Source organism: Siccibacter colletis (assembly GCF_000696575.1).
Taxonomy (GTDB): Bacteria; Pseudomonadota; Gammaproteobacteria; order Enterobacterales; family Enterobacteriaceae; genus Siccibacter; species Siccibacter colletis.
In genome coordinates this window covers 185,057-201,804 of record NZ_JMSQ01000008.1, presented here as the reverse complement: position 1 = coordinate 201,804, position 16,748 = coordinate 185,057, and the positions used below count along the sequence as shown (strand labels likewise).

At 58.1% G+C, this 16,748-nt stretch carries 14 protein-coding genes and 1 tRNA gene; 7 read left to right on the top strand and 8 right to left on the bottom strand.

The annotated features are described in order from the left end of the window. Window positions 1-19: 19 nt before the first annotated feature. From ET34_RS0111040 to ET34_RS0111020, 5 genes are all read right to left on the bottom strand, one after another. Window positions 20-1,300: an MFS transporter gene (locus ET34_RS0111040; protein WP_031522027.1), complete on the bottom strand. Its 1,281-nt coding sequence runs from the start codon at window positions 1,298-1,300 to the stop codon at window positions 20-22. A gap of 89 nt (window positions 1,301-1,389) precedes the next feature. Continuing rightward, entirely contained in the window at window positions 1,390-2,331 is a 942-nt protein-coding gene (locus ET34_RS0111035) for a sugar kinase (protein ID WP_031522025.1), read from the bottom strand. 3 nt (window positions 2,332-2,334) lie between these two features. Then, a complete protein-coding gene (locus ET34_RS0111030) occupies window positions 2,335-3,084 on the bottom strand; it encodes a sugar phosphate isomerase/epimerase family protein (RefSeq protein WP_031522023.1) in 750 nt (249 codons plus the stop codon). Window positions 3,085-3,197: 113 nt separating this feature from the next. After that, window positions 3,198-4,211, bottom strand: a complete 1,014-nt coding sequence (locus tag ET34_RS0111025; RefSeq protein WP_031522021.1) for a LacI family DNA-binding transcriptional regulator — start codon at window positions 4,209-4,211, stop codon at window positions 3,198-3,200. Between the two features lie 136 nt (window positions 4,212-4,347). Continuing rightward, window positions 4,348-5,010, bottom strand: coding sequence for an OmpA family lipoprotein (locus ET34_RS0111020; protein ID WP_031522019.1), 663 nt, complete (start codon window positions 5,008-5,010; stop codon window positions 4,348-4,350). Between the two features lie 216 nt (window positions 5,011-5,226). On the opposite strand from ET34_RS0111020, the gene ET34_RS0111015 reads away from it, so the two are divergent. After that, on the top strand, window positions 5,227-7,560 hold the full coding sequence (locus tag ET34_RS0111015; protein WP_031522017.1) for a molybdopterin guanine dinucleotide-containing S/N-oxide reductase: 2,334 nt from the start codon (window positions 5,227-5,229) through the stop codon (window positions 7,558-7,560). Here ET34_RS0111015 and ET34_RS0111010 read toward each other — a convergent pair. Both ET34_RS0111010 and tag read right to left on the bottom strand, forming a co-directional pair. Next, window positions 7,529-7,966, bottom strand: a complete 438-nt coding sequence (locus ET34_RS0111010; protein ID WP_031522015.1) for an N-acetyltransferase — start codon at window positions 7,964-7,966, stop codon at window positions 7,529-7,531. The genes ET34_RS0111015 and ET34_RS0111010 overlap by 32 nt on opposite strands. Continuing rightward, window positions 7,963-8,526, bottom strand: a complete 564-nt coding sequence (gene tag, locus ET34_RS0111005; protein ID WP_031522013.1) for a DNA-3-methyladenine glycosylase I — start codon at window positions 8,524-8,526, stop codon at window positions 7,963-7,965. The genes ET34_RS0111010 and tag overlap by 4 nt, the downstream gene beginning before the upstream one ends. 157 nt (window positions 8,527-8,683) lie before the next feature. On the opposite strand from tag, the gene ET34_RS0111000 reads away from it, so the two are divergent. Continuing rightward, on the top strand, window positions 8,684-9,328 hold the full coding sequence (locus ET34_RS0111000) for a hypothetical protein (protein ID WP_031522012.1): 645 nt from the start codon (window positions 8,684-8,686) through the stop codon (window positions 9,326-9,328). Window positions 9,329-9,343: 15 nt separating this feature from the next. Here ET34_RS0111000 and ET34_RS0110995 read toward each other — a convergent pair whose 3' ends face one another. After that, window positions 9,344-9,580: a helix-turn-helix domain-containing protein gene (locus ET34_RS0110995; protein WP_035891273.1), complete on the bottom strand. Its 237-nt coding sequence runs from the start codon at window positions 9,578-9,580 to the stop codon at window positions 9,344-9,346. Window positions 9,581-10,200: 620 nt separating this feature from the next. On the opposite strand from ET34_RS0110995, the gene ET34_RS0110990 reads away from it, so the two are divergent. The 5 genes from ET34_RS0110990 (at window position 10,201) to dppA (ending at window position 16,703) form a co-directional block, all read left to right on the top strand. Next, window positions 10,201-11,412 carry an L-lactate MFS transporter gene (locus ET34_RS0110990; RefSeq protein WP_031522008.1) on the top strand — a complete coding sequence of 404 codons (1,212 nt, stop codon included), beginning with the start codon at window positions 10,201-10,203 and terminating at the stop codon, window positions 11,410-11,412. A 114-nt stretch (window positions 11,413-11,526) separates the two neighbouring features. After that, window positions 11,527-11,958 carry an organic hydroperoxide resistance protein gene (locus ET34_RS0110985; RefSeq protein WP_031522007.1) on the top strand — a complete coding sequence of 144 codons (432 nt, stop codon included), beginning with the start codon at window positions 11,527-11,529 and terminating at the stop codon, window positions 11,956-11,958. 232 nt (window positions 11,959-12,190) lie between these two features. After that, window positions 12,191-13,882, top strand: coding sequence for a kdo(2)-lipid A phosphoethanolamine 7''-transferase (eptB, locus tag ET34_RS0110980; protein ID WP_031522005.1), 1,692 nt, complete (start codon window positions 12,191-12,193; stop codon window positions 13,880-13,882). An 88-nt stretch (window positions 13,883-13,970) separates the two neighbouring features. Beyond that, window positions 13,971-14,047: transfer RNA gene (locus ET34_RS0110975), tRNA-Pro, on the top strand. Between the two features lie 1,048 nt (window positions 14,048-15,095). Beyond that, window positions 15,096-16,703, top strand: coding sequence for a dipeptide ABC transporter periplasmic-binding protein DppA (gene dppA / locus ET34_RS0110970; protein WP_031522003.1), 1,608 nt, complete (start codon window positions 15,096-15,098; stop codon window positions 16,701-16,703). Window positions 16,704-16,748: the final 45 nt, after the last annotated feature.

Genomic DNA, 16,748 nt, shown 5'->3' with positions numbered 1-16,748 from the left:
GCACATAGCCGCCCACGTCTTATGCGTGGCGAGCGCCTGCGGGAAGTGCCTGATTTGTCGCAGGCTTAACAATCAAAGTAAGCCATACCGAGGCAAAAAGCGCCACCCCCATAAATATATAGGATGCTGACGGGCTGCCGGTTGACCCGTTCAGGTAACCCACTACCCAGGAGCCCACGAATGAGCCGAGCGCGCCCATGCTGTTGATCAGTGCCATCGCGCCACCCGCCACGTTTTTCGGCAGCATCTCCGGGATGATGGCAAAGAACGGGCCGTAAGGGGCATACATCGCCGCGCCGGCAATGACCAGCAGGGTATAGGAGATCCAGAAGTGGTCCGCGCCAACGGCCCAGGAGCCGATGAACGCCAGCGCGCCAATCAGCAGCAGCGGCCAGACGAACAGCTTACGGTTCTGCATTTTGTCCGAGGCCCAGGAGACGACGATCATGGCGATGGTGGCGGCCAGATACGGCACGGCGGACAGCCAGCCGACTTCCACCATGCCCATATTTTCACTGCCGCTGCGGATAATCGACGGCAGCCACAGCACGAAGCCGTAAACGCCGATGCTCCAGGCGAAGTACTGCATGCACAGCAGCACTACGTTACGCGACCGGAAGGCTTCGCTGTAGTTACGCACCGCTTTGATGCCCTGCTGCTCTTTCTCCAGCTGCGCCTGTAGCGCCGCCTTTTCCTGCACTGACAGCCAGCCGACCTGCGCCGGTTTGTCTTTCACCAGTACCCACCAGCAGAAGGCCCACAGCACCGCGGGGATGCCTTCGATGATAAACATTTCACGCCAGCCGAAAGCCTGAATCAGATAGCCCGAGACTACCGACATCCACAGCACCGTCACCGGGTTGCCGAGGATCAGGAAGGTGTTGGCGCGTGAACGCTCTGATTTGGTAAACCAGTTGCTGATGTAGATCAGCATCGCCGGCATCACGGCCGCCTCGACCACGCCGAGGATAAAGCGGATGGCGGCCAGCAGCGGGATATTATTCACCACGCCGGTCAGTGAGGCGCAGCCGCCCCACAGGATCAGACACACGAAGATCAGTTTGCGCACGCTGCGGCGCTCGGCGTAGATCGCCCCGGGGATCTGAAAGAAGAAATAGCCCAGGAAGAACAGGGCGCCGAGCAGGGAGGAGATCCCTTTGGTGATACCCAGATCCTCGTTGATCCCGGCAGCCGAGGCGAAGCTGAAGTTGGCGCGATCCAGATAGGCCAGGCTGTAGGTGATAAACACGATGGGCATGATATACCACCAGCGTTTTGCTGCATTTGTTGCGCTTTTCATCGTCTTTCCTCGCAGGTTGCGGGCAGCATCGAACCGGGCTGTAGGGCAGAGGCCGATGCACGGTAAAAGGTTACTGGCGGGTGATGTTGTTATGCCTCGCCAAGCTGTTCACGGGTCGGCAGTCCTTCGCTGTCGCCGGGTACCTGTATCGCCAGTGCGCCGATACGGTTGCCGCGCACCACGGCCTGTTCAACGGTTTTTCCTTCCAGCAGGGCGCTGATGACGCCGACCGCGAAGCCATCGCCCGCGCCGACGGTATCCACCACGTTATCGACGTTGATCGCCGCCACTGCGCCCTGCTCGCCACGGGCGGTTTTATACCAGGCGCCGTCAGTGCCGGTTTTCAGCACCACCAGCTGGACGCCGCGTTCGAGATAAAAATCAGCGATCCCCTCCGGCGTGCTCTGCCCGGTGAGGATAGTGCCCTCTTTCAGGCCCGGCAGAACCCAGTCGGCCTGAAACGCCAGCTGGTTGAGTTCACGGATCATGGTGGCCTCGCTCTCCCACAGCACCGGGCGCAGGTTGGGGTCGAAGGAGATGGTTTTGCCCTGGGATTTCATGGCCCGCGCCGCATGGTTGAGCAGTTCAAGCGAGCTGGACGACAGCGCAGCGGCCACGCCGCTCAGGTGCAAATGGCGGGCGCTGTAGAACAGCGGCGCGTTGAAATCGTCCGTGCTAAGGTGGCTGGCGGCAGACCCTTTGCGGAAATAGGCCACGCTGGGATCGGTTCCATCTTCAACCTTTGATTTAAGCTGAAAACCGGTCGGATAACGGTCGTCGATGGTGACGCCCTGGGTTGAAATGCGCTCTTTTTCGAGGCTGTTAAGCACGAACTGGCCGAGCACATCATTGCCTACGCGGCTGACCCAGCTCACCTTCAGGCCGAGGCGGGACAGCCCGGTCGCCACGTTCAGCTCTGCCCCGGCAACGCGTTTAATAAAGTGCTCCACCTCAGCGAGATCCCCGGTTTCGGTAGCGACGAACATCGCCATCGCTTCGCCCAGGGTGATGACATCCAGTGAGTTATGCATCGCTTACTCCTCGCGTAGCACATTGACGTAATGGCGGGTGACGGCGGTCAGATCGCGGCCTTCCAGCGGAAACTCGATGCCGCGCGGCGCGTCAACCGGCAGCAGGCGCAGCAGATCGCGCCATTCGGCGGTGGCGTCATCCAGCGCCACGGCGCGGTAGTGATAGTGATGCGGTACGGCAGCTTTGACGTGGATATAGCTCACCAGCGGGGCGAGCTGGCGCGCGGCCTCGTGCGGAGCATCGCCCACCCATAGCCAGTTGGCCATATCGAAGGTGAGCGTCACCGGCAGCGCCTGAGCCGTAACCGCGGTCTGAAAACGCTGCATCGGGTCAAGCCTGCCGCATTCGGTCTGATCGTTCTCCACCACCAGCGCCACGCTGTACTGCGCCAGCCAGCCTTTCAGCGGGGCGAGTGAGGCGGCGGTGTGGAAGTGGCCGAGAGAGACTTTCAGCCAGCGGGCGTTTAGCTGCGCGGCTTCGCCTAGCAGGGCGGGCAAGGCCGGGTTGAGTTTACCGTCGGGCGCGCACAGCGGTTCCGGGGCGGAATAGCAGGCGAATAGCCCGCGCTGAATAATGCTCTGCCCAAGCGCGGGCAGCGTATCGAGTTCCGCAGCACTAAGCAGTTCGCGGCGGATTTCTACGCCGTCGGCACCGGCGTCGGCGATGATCGGCAGCAGGTTGCCCTGGCCACCCGCTGCCTGAATGCGATCGGTTCCATAAGCGGCTGTAACAACAATAATTTCTCTCGGCATCGGTATCTCCGGCGCGTTTACATCTGGGTAACATTAACTATTACGCTAGATGGAACCGGTTCCAAAGAGAAGGATGGGATGCCGAATTTATGATCGCCGTCACGGGGCGTGTGTCAGCGAGACGTGGAGCCGCGCACGATGAGCTCGCCGGAGAAGACCTGTTCGCGTACCGCGTCCTGACTGCCTTCGATACGCTTCACCACCTGCTCCAGCGCGGCATAGCCCATCTGCCAGGTGGGCTGTTTCAGGGTGGTGATCCCGACGCCGGCCAGCTCTGCCCATTCCAGCTCGTCAAAGCCCAGCAGGCCAATATCAGCCCCCCAGTGCAGCCCGATGCGCTTCAGAGCGCGAGCGACCTGCAGCGTCAGCGCACCGTTCGCGGTGATCACCGCCTTGCGCATCCCCCGATGCGCGGTATGGAACTGACGCAGGGCGTTGTCCAGCCGTTCGCTGTCGTGCAGCGTGACTTCTGCGTTCTGCGCGATGACGCCAGGATGATGGCTCAGAGTATGGTGGAAGGCGGCGAGGCGCTCACGACGCGTATTGACGGTGCCGAGCGGTTCGCTGAGGAACAGCATCGCTTCAAATCCCTGGCTGACCAGGTGTTCGGTGGCGGTGGTGGCGGCCTGGGTATTGTCCAGCCCTACGACGTCGCAGGCGAAGTCCGGGATTTTGCGGTCGATAAGCACCATCGGCAGCGCCGACTGCTGGAGGCGGTTCAGTCCCTCCTCGCGCATTCCGACCGCGTTCACCACGATGCCCTCTACCTGGTAGCTGCGCAGCAGGTCGAGATAGTGCAGCTCCTGGTCTACCTCGTTGTTGGTGTTACACACCAGCGGGGTAAAGCCTTTTTCACGGCAGGCTGCTTCGATACCGCTCAGCACGTCCACGGAGTAGGGGTTGGTGATATCGGCGATGATCAGGCCAATGAGCCGGGTACGGCCACGCTTCAGGCCGCGCGCCATCTGATTCGGGCGGTAGTCGAGGTCCGCAATCGCCTGTTCAATGCGCGCCAGCAGCGCCTGCGACAGCAGATGCTTTTCGCCGTTCAGATAGCGGGAAATACTGGTTTTACCGGTCTTTGCCGCTCTGGCGACATCGCTGATGGTCGGGCGGGTTCGGGTCATGGCGGTCCTCGTCGTCGCCTGTCGCGGATGTCAGGCATAATTTTGAATAATAAGCCTTTCTGCGCGCGGGATGAAAGTACGACGGGGAATTAACGCGGGAAGCGGCCGCCCGCCGACGGGCGAACGGCGCTACGCCTTACTGAAGCGGGCTTAAGGTGATCTCAACGCGGCGGTTCTGGGCTTTGCCCTCTGCCGTGCTGTTGCTGGCGATCGGATTCGCCGGGCCAAGGCCGGAAGTGCGCAGGCGGTTGGATGCCACGCCCTGGGTGATCAGCGCACTGGCAACGGAGTCGGCACGCTGCTGCGACAGGCGCATGTTCAGATCCTGACCACCGGTGCTGTCGGTGTAACCCACTACGTTAACGGCGGTTTTCGGGTACTCTTTCAGCACCATCGCTACGCCAGTGAGGGTATTGGCGCCCGCCGGTTTCAGGGTGGCGCTGCTGCTGTCGAAGGTGACGTTGTTCGGCATGTTAAGGATGATGTTGTCGCCATTTCGCGTCACGCTCACGCCGGTTCCCTGCATTTTGTCGCGCAGTTTTGCTTCCTGCACGTCCATGTAGTAACCGACACCGCCGCCCAGCGCCGCGCCTGCCGCTGCGCCAATCAGCGCGCCCTTGCCGCGGTCTTTTTTGGAGGAGGAGAGTGCGCCTACGCCCGCGCCAACCAGCGACCCCAGACCTGCGCCGATGCCGGATTTACCCGCTTCACGTTCGCCGGTGTAGGGGTTAGTAGTACAGCCAGAAAGGGCCAGCGCGCCGCTGATCGCAGCAGCAATAATAACCACACGTTTTTTCATCGTTTTTCCTTAATTACTTATTTTGCTAAACCACCTTTAAAGCGGCGGTTGATTATGCCCTGTAAATGTGATGAAAATTCATGCCTTTCGTCTTAATTTGTAAGTTCGTTCTGATTGCTGGTGCAGGCGCAACGTCTGTCAGCACCGCGGACAATGAACCATAAAGAGTGCGGTATCGCGCCGCCTTCGCCTGCATACGTTACTCAGGAGCGCGTTTTGGCTAATTCATCATCTTCTAAACCGGTATTAACCGCCGCCCACTGGGGACCCATGCTGGTCGAAACCGACGGCGAGCGCGTTATCGCTTCCCGTGGTGCGCTGGAGAGCCGTCATCTTAATTCGCTGCAAACCGCGGTCCCGGACCAGGTACACAGCAAAACCCGCGTGCGCTACCCGATGGCGCGCAAGGGCTTTCTCGCGTCGCCGGATAAGCCGCAGGGGGTGCGCGGAGACGATGAGTACGTGCGCATCAGCTGGGACGAGGCGCTGGAGCTGATTGATACCCAGCATCGCCGCATCCGCGACAACTTTGGGCCGGCCTCCATTTTTGCCGGGTCATACGGCTGGCGCTCCAACGGGGTATTTCATAAAGCGGCGACGCTGCTGCAGCGCTACATGAGTCTGGCGGGCGGCTATACCGGTCACCTGGGCGATTACTCCACCGGTGCCGCGCAGGTGATCATGCCCTACGTGGTGGGCGGTAACGAAGTTTATCAGCAGCAGACCAGCTGGCCGCTGGTGCTGGAGCACAGCGATGTGGTGGTGTTGTGGAGCGCCAATCCGCTCAATACCCTGAAGATTGCCTGGAACGCCTCAGACGAGCAGGGCATCGGCTGGTTTGAAAAGCTCAAGCGCAGCGGTAAGAAACTGATCTGCATCGACCCGATGCGTTCCGAAACCGTCGACTTCTTTGGCGACAGCATGGAATGGCTGGCCCCGCATATGGGCACCGACGTGGCGCTGATGCTGGGCATCGCCCATACGCTGGTGGAAAACGGCTGGCACGATCGCGAATTTCTTGCGGCCTGCACCCACGGTTATGACCGGTTCGCCGACTACCTGACCGGGACCAGCGACGGCGTGGCAAAAGATGCGGCCTGGGCGGCACCGATCTGCGGTATTCCGGAAGCAAAAATCCGTGAGCTGGCAAAACTGTTCCATGAAAACCGCACCATCCTGATGGCAGGCTGGGGAATGCAGCGCCAGCAGTACGGCGAGCAGAAACACTGGATGCTGGTGACGCTGGCGGCGATGCTCGGGCAGATCGGTACGCCGGGCGGCGGCTTCGGGCTGTCTTATCATTTCGCTAACGGCGGTAACCCGACGCGCCGCGCCGCGGTGCTGGCCTCAATGCAGGGAAGCGTGAAGGATGGCATCGACGCGGTAGAGAAAATCCCGGTGGCGCGCATCGTTGAAGCGCTGGAAAACCCCGGCGGCGCGTACCAGCATAACGGCCTCGATAAGCACTTCCCGGATCTGCGCTTCATCTGGTGGGCGGGCGGAGCCAACTTTACCCATCATCAGGATACCAACCGCCTGATCCGCGCCTGGCAGAAGCCAGAGCTGGTGGTGATCTCAGAATGCTTCTGGACCGCAGCGGCGCGCCATGCGGACATCGTGCTGCCGATTACGACCTCATTCGAGCGCAACGATCTCACCATGACCGGCGACTACAGCAACCAGCATCTGGTGCCGATGAAGCAGGTGGTGCCGCCGCAGGGTGAAGCGCGTAATGATTTTGATATTTTTGCCGAACTGAGCGAGCGCTGGGAAACCGGCGGTATGCAGCGTTTTACCGAAGGCAAAGATGAGCTGGCGTGGCTGGAAACCTTCTATAACATCGCGAATGAGCGCGGTGCAGCGCAGGGTGTGACGCTCCCGCCATTCGCCGACTTCTGGGCGGCCAACGAACTGATTGAGATGCCGGAGAGCGAAAAGAATGCGCAGTTTGTTCGCTTCGCCGCGTTTCGCGCCGATCCGCAGGCTAATCCGCTGTCAACGCCGAGCGGTAAAATCGAAATCTACTCCGAGCGCATCGCCGCATTCGGCTATACCGACTGCCCTCCGCATCCGAGCTGGATGCCGCCCGATGAGTGGCACGGTAATGCACAGCCGGGCCAGCTGGAGCTGCTCTCCTCGCACCCGGCGCACCGTCTGCATAGCCAGCTTAACTACGCGCACCTGCGCGAGCAGTATGCCGTAGCGGGCCGCGAGCCGCTGACGCTGCATCCGGACGATGCGCGCCAGCGCGGCATTAAAGCGGGTGACGTGGTGCGGGTGTGGAACGATCGCGGGCAGGTGCTGGCCGGGGCGGTGATCACCGACGGTATCCGACCGGGAACCATTTGTATCCATCAGGGGGCCTGGCCGGATCTCGATGCGCAAAACGGCGGGCTATGCAAAAACGGGGCGGTGAACGTGCTGACGCGCGACATTCCCTCGTCACGGCTGGCGAACGGCTGCGCGGCGAACTCTTCGCTGGTGTGGATGGAAAAATACACCGGGCCAGCGTTAAACGTTACGGCGTTTGATCCGCCTGCCAGCGCATAATCCACGTCGGGTGGTGGGTTTCATTCTCCCAGGCGCTCTCCTCAATGCGGAAGCCCTGGCGGTGATAGAAGTGCACCGCCCGTGTGTTTTTCTGATACACCTCAAGGCTCAGGTCTGGAAAGCGCGCCATGACGTGGCGTATCAGCGCCTTGCCGATGCCCTGTGATAGCGCGTCAGGGGCGACAAACAGTGCGCCGATAAAGCGCGCGTCCATCACGCTGATAAAGCCCTTCAGCCCATTCTCTTCCCACACCCAGGTTTGCGCGCCGGGCAGATATACTTCGCGCACCAGGCCAAGACTTTCCAGCCAGTAGCTCTCGTCGATAAAGGGGTGAGCCTGGGTGGTGCTGACCAGCCACAGCTCCAGCAGCGCGGGCAGATCGTCGCTGCGCGCGGCGCGGATCATTTCCCGTTCCCGGGATGGCAGTGACAGGAAGTGATGTGATCGTTCACTAATCCGCAGGCCTGCATAAAGGAGTAGCAGATGGTAGAGCCCACAAACTTAAATCCGCGTTTTTTCAGCGCTTTTGAGAGCGCGTCGGAAACGGGCGTGGTGGCCGGGATTTCGCCGAGGGTGGTGGCCTGCGTCAGCTGCGGCTGGTGATCAACGAAACCCCAGACAAAATCTGAAAATGATTCGCCGTTTTGCTGCATTGCCAGCAGGGCGCGGGCGTTGGTAATGATGGCTTCAATCTTGCCGCGATGGCGAATGATGCCCGCGTCCTGCACCAGGCGATCAACATCCTCCGGCTGGAGAGCGGCCACCTTTTGCGGGTCGAACTGACAGAAGCAGCGGCGGTAATTTTCCCGCTTTTTCAATACGGTAATCCATGACAGACCCGCCTGCTGGCCTTCGAGGCAGATCATCTCAAACAGCGCATGTTCATCGCGTTGCGGCACGCCCCATTCGGTGTCGTGGTAGGTGATATAAAGCGGGTCCTGGGTGACCCATCCGCATCGTTGCATCGGCGTGTCTTTCCTTATGGTTACGCGACGGTGAAATTCTGTTTTCCCCGGCTTGACGTGTCTGATAAAGAGACAATAGTTAATGCAGGGATATCCCCATGCCCGACTAAAAATCAAAACTAACCGCCGGATCCGGCTCTTTTCTGGAGTCGCTTTAATGATTACGCATTTTCGCAGTGGCCGCCCCGCGCAGACGTGCAGGGTGTTGATATTGTGGTGCCTGGCTGTCAGCCAGGGCGCGTATGCATGGCAACAGGAATATATCGCTGACAGCACACAGAGTGATACTGCGGCACGGTATACCTGGGACAGCGATCACCAACCCCGCTATGAAGATATTCTCGCAGAGCGCATTGATTCCCGGCAGCGAGCCTTTGACGCAGCGCACCCGGCGCAATCCAGCGCCGGGTTAAGCATCCCGGTGACGCGGCGCATTACCACCGGCCCGGTGGCTGGCTGGCGCCGGGATGGCAGCAGTACGGCGATGTACGACAGCGACGGCGATCTGCTGGCCCCGGTCAGCACGCTGGGCTGGCGGGTCGATTCCTTCTTGGGCCCGGTGCGCCCGTGGGCGCAGGTCAGCTATAACCAGCCGTTTGGCGAAAATGTGTGGCAGTCCCAGGCCGGATTGCATCTGGTACCGACCAGCAGCCAGTATGAAACCTGGGTGGATGTGAGCGTTGGCGTAGACATGCCGCTGACTCGCCACGTTGCCGCCTGGACCTCGCTGTCACAAAGCGACGGCACGACCGACAGCGGCGACCCGTTTATCTACAACCTTGGTCTCAGCGCGAAGTTTTAAACCGCGCCGGCGGCCTTACTGGCGGTTTGTCAGGGCTATTTTTACTCCGCAGGCCTCGGCGTAGCGGCGCAGCGTATTCCAGGTGGCGCGGGTAATGTTGCGTTCAAGACGCGATATTGCCGGCGGCTTAACGCCCATGCGCTCAGCAACCTGCGCCCGGCTCAGGCCAGCGGATTCACGCCAGCGGGTAAGCTGGCCCAGCAGCGCCAGCTCTTCAGAAAGATCTTCATCATCCAGTGCGACGCCCGTCATGCTGTAGGGCCGTTCCATCAGTGCGTCTTGCGAAAAGGGGATCAACTTCGTCATGCCATCTCCTCCGATCCTGGTCCGCAGGGGTCGCTCGCCCGGTGGGTATCGGTTTTATTGTTATTGGTGCGTGGTTAATGAAACGTAGACGCCCCCGCAGCCGGTAGATTGACGAATTATGCGGTAGCGCGCGAAAGATACCTGTCACCGCGGTTGCCAGGTCCACGCTATTTGATGTGAACACTCGCTAACTTTTATGCGGTAAGCATTAAATTACACGTTAATATTGTCGAGATTTTACGCGATTTTTCGCGCAAGCATAGCGGCGAAGCGCGAGAAACTAAAGAAAATCTGAGTTGGCTGCGTTAATACGAAGGCGTGTACCTGTACGGGGCCGCTTCCGCCCCGTCTGATAACATTTGCGTTACGGACAGATCGCAACGTTAACAACCCTCTCATTGATAGTGTGTGCTCACTATCAAAATCGTTGTGCCGCTGACAAGGTCATTCATTCCCGCTCAGATGCATTTCATTCCGTCGCTGAGGCATCTCATGCCGTTTTTACCCCGCGCGTAAATACCCTTCGCTATTGTAAGGACAGTTAATTTCCTTACAGGAATACCGTTATGAACATCTCATCCACTGCAAACCGTACTCGCTGGTTGACCCTTATCGGAACCATTATCACCCAGTTCGCGCTGGGTTCTGTCTATACCTGGAGCCTGTTCAACGGCGCGCTGTCGGAAAAACTCGACGCGCCGGTAAGTCAGGTGGCCTTTTCCTTCGGCCTGTTAAGCCTCGGGCTGGCGCTTTCCTCATCGGTCGCCGGTAAGCTGCAGGAACGCTTTGGCGTAAAACGCGTGACTATCGCGTCCGGGCTGCTGCTCGGCCTGGGACTGTTTCTCACCGCGCACTCGCAAAACCTGCTGATGCTCTGGTTATGCGCCGGCTTGCTGATGGGTCTGGCAGACGGGGCAGGTTATCTGCTGACGCTCTCCAACTGCGTGAAGTGGTTCCCGGAGCGTAAAGGTCTGGTTTCCGCGTTCGCTATCGGCTCTTACGGCCTTGGCAGCCTCGGTTTCAAATTCATCAACACCTGGCTGCTGGATGCCGTCGGGCTGGAGCAAACCTTTATCGTCTGGGGCGTTCTGGTGGCAGCCATGATCGTCTTCGGTGCTTTCATGATGAAAGATGCGCCGCTGCAGCCGGTCACCAGTGCTAACGGCCAGACCGCGCAGGACTTCACCCTGGCGGAAGCGATGCGTAAACCGCAGTACTGGATGCTGGCTCTGATGTTCCTCACCGCCTGTATGTCCGGCCTGTATGTGATTGGCGTGGCGAAAGATATTGCCCAGGGCATGGTGAAGCTCAGCGCGATGGACGCCGCCAATGCCGTTACCGTTATCTCCATTGCTAACCTGAGCGGTCGCCTGGTGCTGGGTATTCTCTCCGATAAAATGGCCCGTATCCGTGTGATTACTATCGGCCAGGTGATCTCCCTGATTGGGATGGCGGCCCTGCTGTTCGCCCCGCTGAACGCCGTCTCGTTCTTCGCGGCCATTGCCTGCGTTGCCTTCAACTTTGGCGGCACCATTACCGTTTACCCGTCGCTGGTGAGCGAGTTCTTCGGTCTGAACAACCTGGCGAAAAACTACGGCGTGATTTATCTCGGCTTCGGGATCGGCAGCATCTGCGGTTCGCTTATCGCCTCGCTGTTCGGTGGTTTCTACGTCACCTTCGTGGTTATCTTCGCCCTGCTGATTGTCTCCCTGGCGCTCTCCACTACCATTCGCCAGCCAAATCGCGAAGCGCTGCACCACACCCACGCGCACGCCTGATAGCGCTCTCTGTTACTCCTGACGCCACGCCATTGCGTGGCGTTTTGCGTTGCAGCGCGTGAATGCGGCATCGCGACTATGCTTTCTGAACATTCACAACAGAAGGAACAAGCGATGTCTTTAGAAAAAGTGGTTTACCGCGCGAAGGCTAAAGCAACAGGCGGGCGCGATGGTCGCGCGGTCTCCTCTGACGGTGTGCTGGATGTCAAACTGGGCGTGCCGAAAGAGATGGGTGGCATGGGCGGAGAGGCGACCAACCCGGAACAGCTGTTCGCCGCCGGTTATTCTGCCTGTTTCCTTGGTGCGCTGAAACACGTCGCCTCGCAGGAAAAAGCAAAAATCCCACAGGATGCGTGGATCGAAGGCGAGGTCGGGATTGGTCCGTTGCCGACCGGCTTTGGTATTGAAGTGCAGCTGAACATCCATCTGCCGGGCCTCGATCAGGCCGAGGCGGAAGCGCTGGTGCAGAAAGCGCACATCGTTTGCCCGTACTCTAATGCCACGCGCGGCAATATCGACGTGAAGCTGAACGTGCTGACTTCGTGAGTACAGCATTCACAATCGCGTTGAGCAAATAGTGCGGATCCGGCCCGCTGCTTTGTAAATAATGGGCCGGATCACAATCTCCTGAGACACTTTTCCCCGCCGCTGTGGTCTACTAGCCACGCCTGACGTTTGAATCCTCCTGATTCCTGTGCGTATCTTACTTTTTTCCACAAGATTGCTTTGAATATCAAAGCAGTGGATTTGTTATTCTCTGTTTTCCGGGATTGCTTGCATGAGTTACATAAAATCGATGACCCAGCAGAAGCTGAGTTTTCTGCTTGCGGTATACATCGGCCTGTTTTTGAACATCGCGGTGTTTTTCCGCCGTTTTGACGGTTATGTAGACCATTTTACTGCCTGGAATGGATTCGCCGCCGTAGTGGAGCTTTGCGCCACCGTCTTAGTAACCTTCTTCTTACTTCGCCTGATTTCGCTGCTGGGACGCCGCGCGTGGCAGGTGCTGACCTCGCTTATCGTCCTGTTCTCGGCCGGGGCCAGCTATTACATGACCTTCCTGAACGTGGTCATTGGCTATGGCATCGTGGCGTCGGTGATGACGACCGATATCGACCTGTCGAAAGAGGTGATCGGCTGGGGATTCGCGCTGTGGATCGTGCTGATTAGCGCACCGCCGCTGCTGTTCATCTGGAACAACCGCTGCCGTTACACTCTGCTGCGTCAGCTGCGCACCCGCGGACAACGCGTACGCAGCGTGCTGGCGGTGGTGCTGGCCGGTGTGCTGGTCTGGGCGCCGATTCGCCTGCTGGATATTCAGCAGAAAAAGGTAGAGCGCGCGACAGGCGTGGATATGCCGAGTTACGGCGGTGTGGTGGCCAACTCCTATCTGCCGTCGAACTGGCTTTCCGCGCTGGGGCTGTATGCCTGGGCGCAGGTGGATGAGTCCTCGGATAACAACTCCCTGCTGAATCCGGCGAAAAAGTTCACCTATACCGCGTCTGAGGATCTCGATGATACCTATGTGGTGTTTATCATCGGCGAAACCACGCGCTGGGATCATATGGAGATGCTGGGCTACGAGCGTGATACCACGCCGAAGCTGGGTAAAGAGCCGAATCTGGCGGCGTTCCGCGGCTATTCTTGCGATACCGCCACCAAGCTGTCGCTGCGCTGCATGTTTGTGCGCCAGGGCGGGGCGTCTGACAACCCACAGCGTACTCTGAAAGAGCAGAACGTCTTTGCGGTACTCAAGCAGCTGGGCTTTAGTTCAGACCTGTATGCTATGCAGAGCGAGATGTGGTTCTACAGCAACGCAATGGCTGACAACATCTCCTATCGCGAGCAGATTGGCGCAGACCCGCGCAACCGCGGTAAAACCGTAGACGATATGCTGCTGATAGATGAAGTTCAGAACTCGCTGGAGAACCACCCGGAAGGCAAGCACCTGATCGTGCTGCATACCAAAGGCTCGCACTATAACTATGTGCAGCGCTACCCGCGCAGCTACGCCCGCTGGACACCGGAGTGTGTGAACGTGGATACCAAGTGCAGCCGGGAAGAGTTTATCAATGCCTACGATAACTCAGTGCTTTATGTAGATACCTTTATCGACAAGGTGATCGACCAGGTGCGCGATAAGAAGGCGATTGTCTTCTATGCGGCGGATCATGGTGAATCCATTAACGATAACGAGCATCTGCACGGTACGCCGCGCCATATGGCGCGGCCGGAGCAGTTCCGCGTGCCGATGATGGTATGGATGTCGGATAAGTATCTGGCGAACCCTAACCACGCGCAGGCGTTTGCGAAGCTGAAGAAAGAGGCGGAGATGAAAGTACCGCGTCGTCACGTTGAGCTGTACGACACCATTCTGGGCTGCCTGGGCTACACTTCGCCGGACGGCGGCATCAACCAGAACAACAACTGGTGCCACGTGAACGCCGCTAAAACCGCCGCCGCGCAGTAATGCTGCTGGCTTTCCAGGCGATCAAAAGGCTTTTTTAGGTTAAGGGATTGACGCTCGAAGTGGTGCGCAGTAATATGCGCCCCGCATTCGGTGATTGGCGCAGCCTGGTAGCGCACTTCGTTCGGGACGAAGGGGTCGGAGGTTCGAATCCTCTATCACCGACCAAATTTAAAGCCCTGCTCAATGAGCAGGGCTTTTTCGTATGCAGCAAACGAGGATGAGAACCTCCGGGGGCAGGAGGTTCGACTCGAGCGGCAGAACGGTGGGTGCGCTGCGCTTACCCACCCTACGCGAGGTAGCTCATGAGATTGCGTAATGTAGGGCGGGTAAGCCCGCGCACCCGCCATTGCCGCGTAACCGAAGGTGGGTGCGCTGCGCTTACCCACCCTACGCGTGGTAGTTCTGAGATTGCGTAATGTAGGGCGGGTAAGCCCGCGCACCCGCCATTGCCGCGTAACCGAAGGTGAAGACGCTGCGCTTACCCACCCTACGCGTGGCAGTGCCCAGAATGCGAACCACCGGAATAAAATGATTTAACATCACTGTAACACTTCTACCCTTTTATCCAGGCGTAATCTATTTGCCTACAATGGCTTAGCACATGCTGTTTCGTGCAAACGGACTTCCATCGTTTATTTTGCTGTCTGGCTCGCATTTCGTGACATATTTCATTGAAAATTATTATGAAAAGCGACCTGCAAAACTACCTTCACTTATGGTTAGCCTCAGCATATTTCGCTGTCACCCCGCGTTTTTTCAATCGTATTCGTTCAGTTCTTCATCATTGTTCAAGAAATTTTTCACAAATTGGGCAAACGGTAACCACTGCTCAGAGTGAATTAACCAGACAATTGTTCTGGCATTGTGGCGCTAGCATAAATTTCCCTGCTGGGAATAGCCGCTTGAGGTTTTTTTAATCTTTGTTTGCCATTCCTCACACTCCTTGTAAAACCCGGATACCTGTATTGACGTTTTCACATTCTGTTGACAGATTGTAGGGCGTGAGGGGCACTTTAAGGACAGTCTGTACTGCGACTGCGTCGACATTGTGAAAGGATTCCCCGTCCTCATTCGCGCTTTCGGGCGCACCGATCAGACCGGGTAAAAAACAAAAAAAGGTCTGACGGACCACCTCAAGTATTTCGGATACCAGCATCAGCTGCGAGTCGGAAGACGGCGGGTAACACAACACATATCACATTGGAGCAGAATAATGAGTATTTCCTTGAAGAAGTCAGGGATGCTGAAGTTTGGCCTGAGCCTGGTAGCCATGACTGTCGCAGCAAGCGTTAACGCCAAAACCCTGGTTTACTGTTCAGAAGGTTCGCCGGAAGGCTTCAACCCGCAGCTCTTCACCTCTGGCACCACCTATGATGCAAGCTCAGTGCCTATTTATAACCGTCTGGTTGAGTTCAAAATCGGCACCACGGAAGTGATCCCGGGTCTGGCTGAGAAGTGGGAAATCAGCGAAGACGGCAAAACCTATACCTTCCACCTGCGCCAGGGCGTGAAGTGGCAGGACAACAAAGAGTTCAAACCGACGCGCGAGTTCAACGCTGACGACGTGGTGTTCTCTTTTGACCGTCAGAAAAACGCCCAGAACCCGTACCATAAAGTTTCTGGCGGCAGCTACGAATACTTCGAAGGCATGGGTCTGCCGGACCTGATCACCGAAGTGAAAAAAGTGGACGATAAAACCGTCCAGTTCGTTCTCTCCCGCCCTGAAGCACCGTTCCTGGCTGACCTGGCGATGGACTTCGCGTCCATTCTGTCCAAAGAGTACGCTGACAACATGCTGAAAGCCGGCACGCCGGAGAAAGTAGACCTGAACCCAATCGGTACCGGTCCGTTCCAGCTGCAGCAGTACCAGAAAGACTCCCGCATTCTCTATAAAGCATTCGAAGGCTTCTGGGGCACCAAGCCGCAGATCGACCGTCTGGTGTTCTCTATCACCCCGGATGCTTCTGTACGCTACGCCAAACTGCAGAAAAACGAATGTCAGGTGATGCCGTACCCGAACCCGGCCGACATCGCGCGCATGAAGAAAGACACCAACATCAACCTGATGGAGCAGGCTGGCCTGAACGTGGGTTACCTCTCTTTCAACACCGAGAAGAAGCCGTTTGATGACGTAAAAGTACGTCAGGCGCTGACCTACGCGGTGAATAAAGAAGCGATCATCAAAGCGGTTTACCAGGGCGCCGGCACTGCCGCGAAAAACCTGATCCCGCCGACCATGTGGGGCTACAACGACGCGGTGCAGGATTACGGCTACGACGTTGAAAAAGCGAAAGCGCTGCTGAAAGAAGCCGGTCAGGATAAAGGCCTTACCGTTGAGCTGTGGGCGATGCCGGTACAGCGTCCGTACAACCCGAACGCGCGTCGTATGGCGGAGATGATTCAGGCTGACTGGGCGAAGATCGGCGTTCAGGCCAAGATTGTTACCTACGAGTGGGGCGAGTATCTGAAACGCGCCAAAGCGGGTGAGCATCAGGCGGTCATGATGGGCTGGACCGGCGACAATGGGGATCCGGATAACTTCTTCGCAACCCTGTTCAGCTGCGCGGCAGCGAAAGATGGCTCCAACTACTCTCGCTGGTGCTACAAGCCGTTTGAAGATCTGATTCAGCCGGCGCGTGCAGCAGAAGACCACAACAAGCGTATCGAACTCTACAAGCAGGCTCAGGTAGTGATGCACGACCAGGCTCCGGCACTGATCATCGCGCACTCCACCGTATACGAGCCGGTGCGTAAAGAGGTGAAAGGCTACGTGGTTGATCCGCTGGGCAAACACCACTTCGAAAACGTCTCTGTTGAATAATAAGTACTATGCCTGACCCCCTCTCCTCTCCGGAGAGGGGGAAGC

Bases quoted from the DNA above. Each gene is read 5' to 3' on its own strand.
- ET34_RS0110995 (WP_035891273.1), bottom strand. From the start codon at position 9,580: ATGACGGGCGTCGCACTGGATGATGAAGATCTTTCTGAAGAGCTGGCG.
- ET34_RS0111040 (WP_031522027.1), bottom strand. From the start codon at position 1,300: ATGAAAAGCGCAACAAATGCAGCAAAACGCTGGTGGTATATCATGCCC.
- ET34_RS0111035 (WP_031522025.1), bottom strand. From the start codon at position 2,331: ATGCATAACTCACTGGATGTCATCACCCTGGGCGAAGCGATGGCGATG.
- ET34_RS0110985 (WP_031522007.1), top strand. From the start codon at position 11,527: ATGTCTTTAGAAAAAGTGGTTTACCGCGCGAAGGCTAAAGCAACAGGC.
- tag (WP_031522013.1), bottom strand. From the start codon at position 8,526: ATGCAACGATGCGGATGGGTCACCCAGGACCCGCTTTATATCACCTAC.
- ET34_RS0111000 (WP_031522012.1), top strand. From the start codon at position 8,684: ATGATTACGCATTTTCGCAGTGGCCGCCCCGCGCAGACGTGCAGGGTG.
- ET34_RS0110990 (WP_031522008.1), top strand. From the start codon at position 10,201: ATGAACATCTCATCCACTGCAAACCGTACTCGCTGGTTGACCCTTATC.
- ET34_RS0111010 (WP_031522015.1), bottom strand. From the start codon at position 7,966: ATGATCCGCGCCGCGCGCAGCGACGATCTGCCCGCGCTGCTGGAGCTG.
- dppA (WP_031522003.1), top strand. From the start codon at position 15,096: ATGAGTATTTCCTTGAAGAAGTCAGGGATGCTGAAGTTTGGCCTGAGC.
- ET34_RS0111025 (WP_031522021.1), bottom strand. From the start codon at position 4,211: ATGACCCGAACCCGCCCGACCATCAGCGATGTCGCCAGAGCGGCAAAG.
- ET34_RS0111020 (WP_031522019.1), bottom strand. From the start codon at position 5,010: ATGAAAAAACGTGTGGTTATTATTGCTGCTGCGATCAGCGGCGCGCTG.
- ET34_RS0111030 (WP_031522023.1), bottom strand. From the start codon at position 3,084: ATGCCGAGAGAAATTATTGTTGTTACAGCCGCTTATGGAACCGATCGC.
- eptB (WP_031522005.1), top strand. From the start codon at position 12,191: ATGAGTTACATAAAATCGATGACCCAGCAGAAGCTGAGTTTTCTGCTT.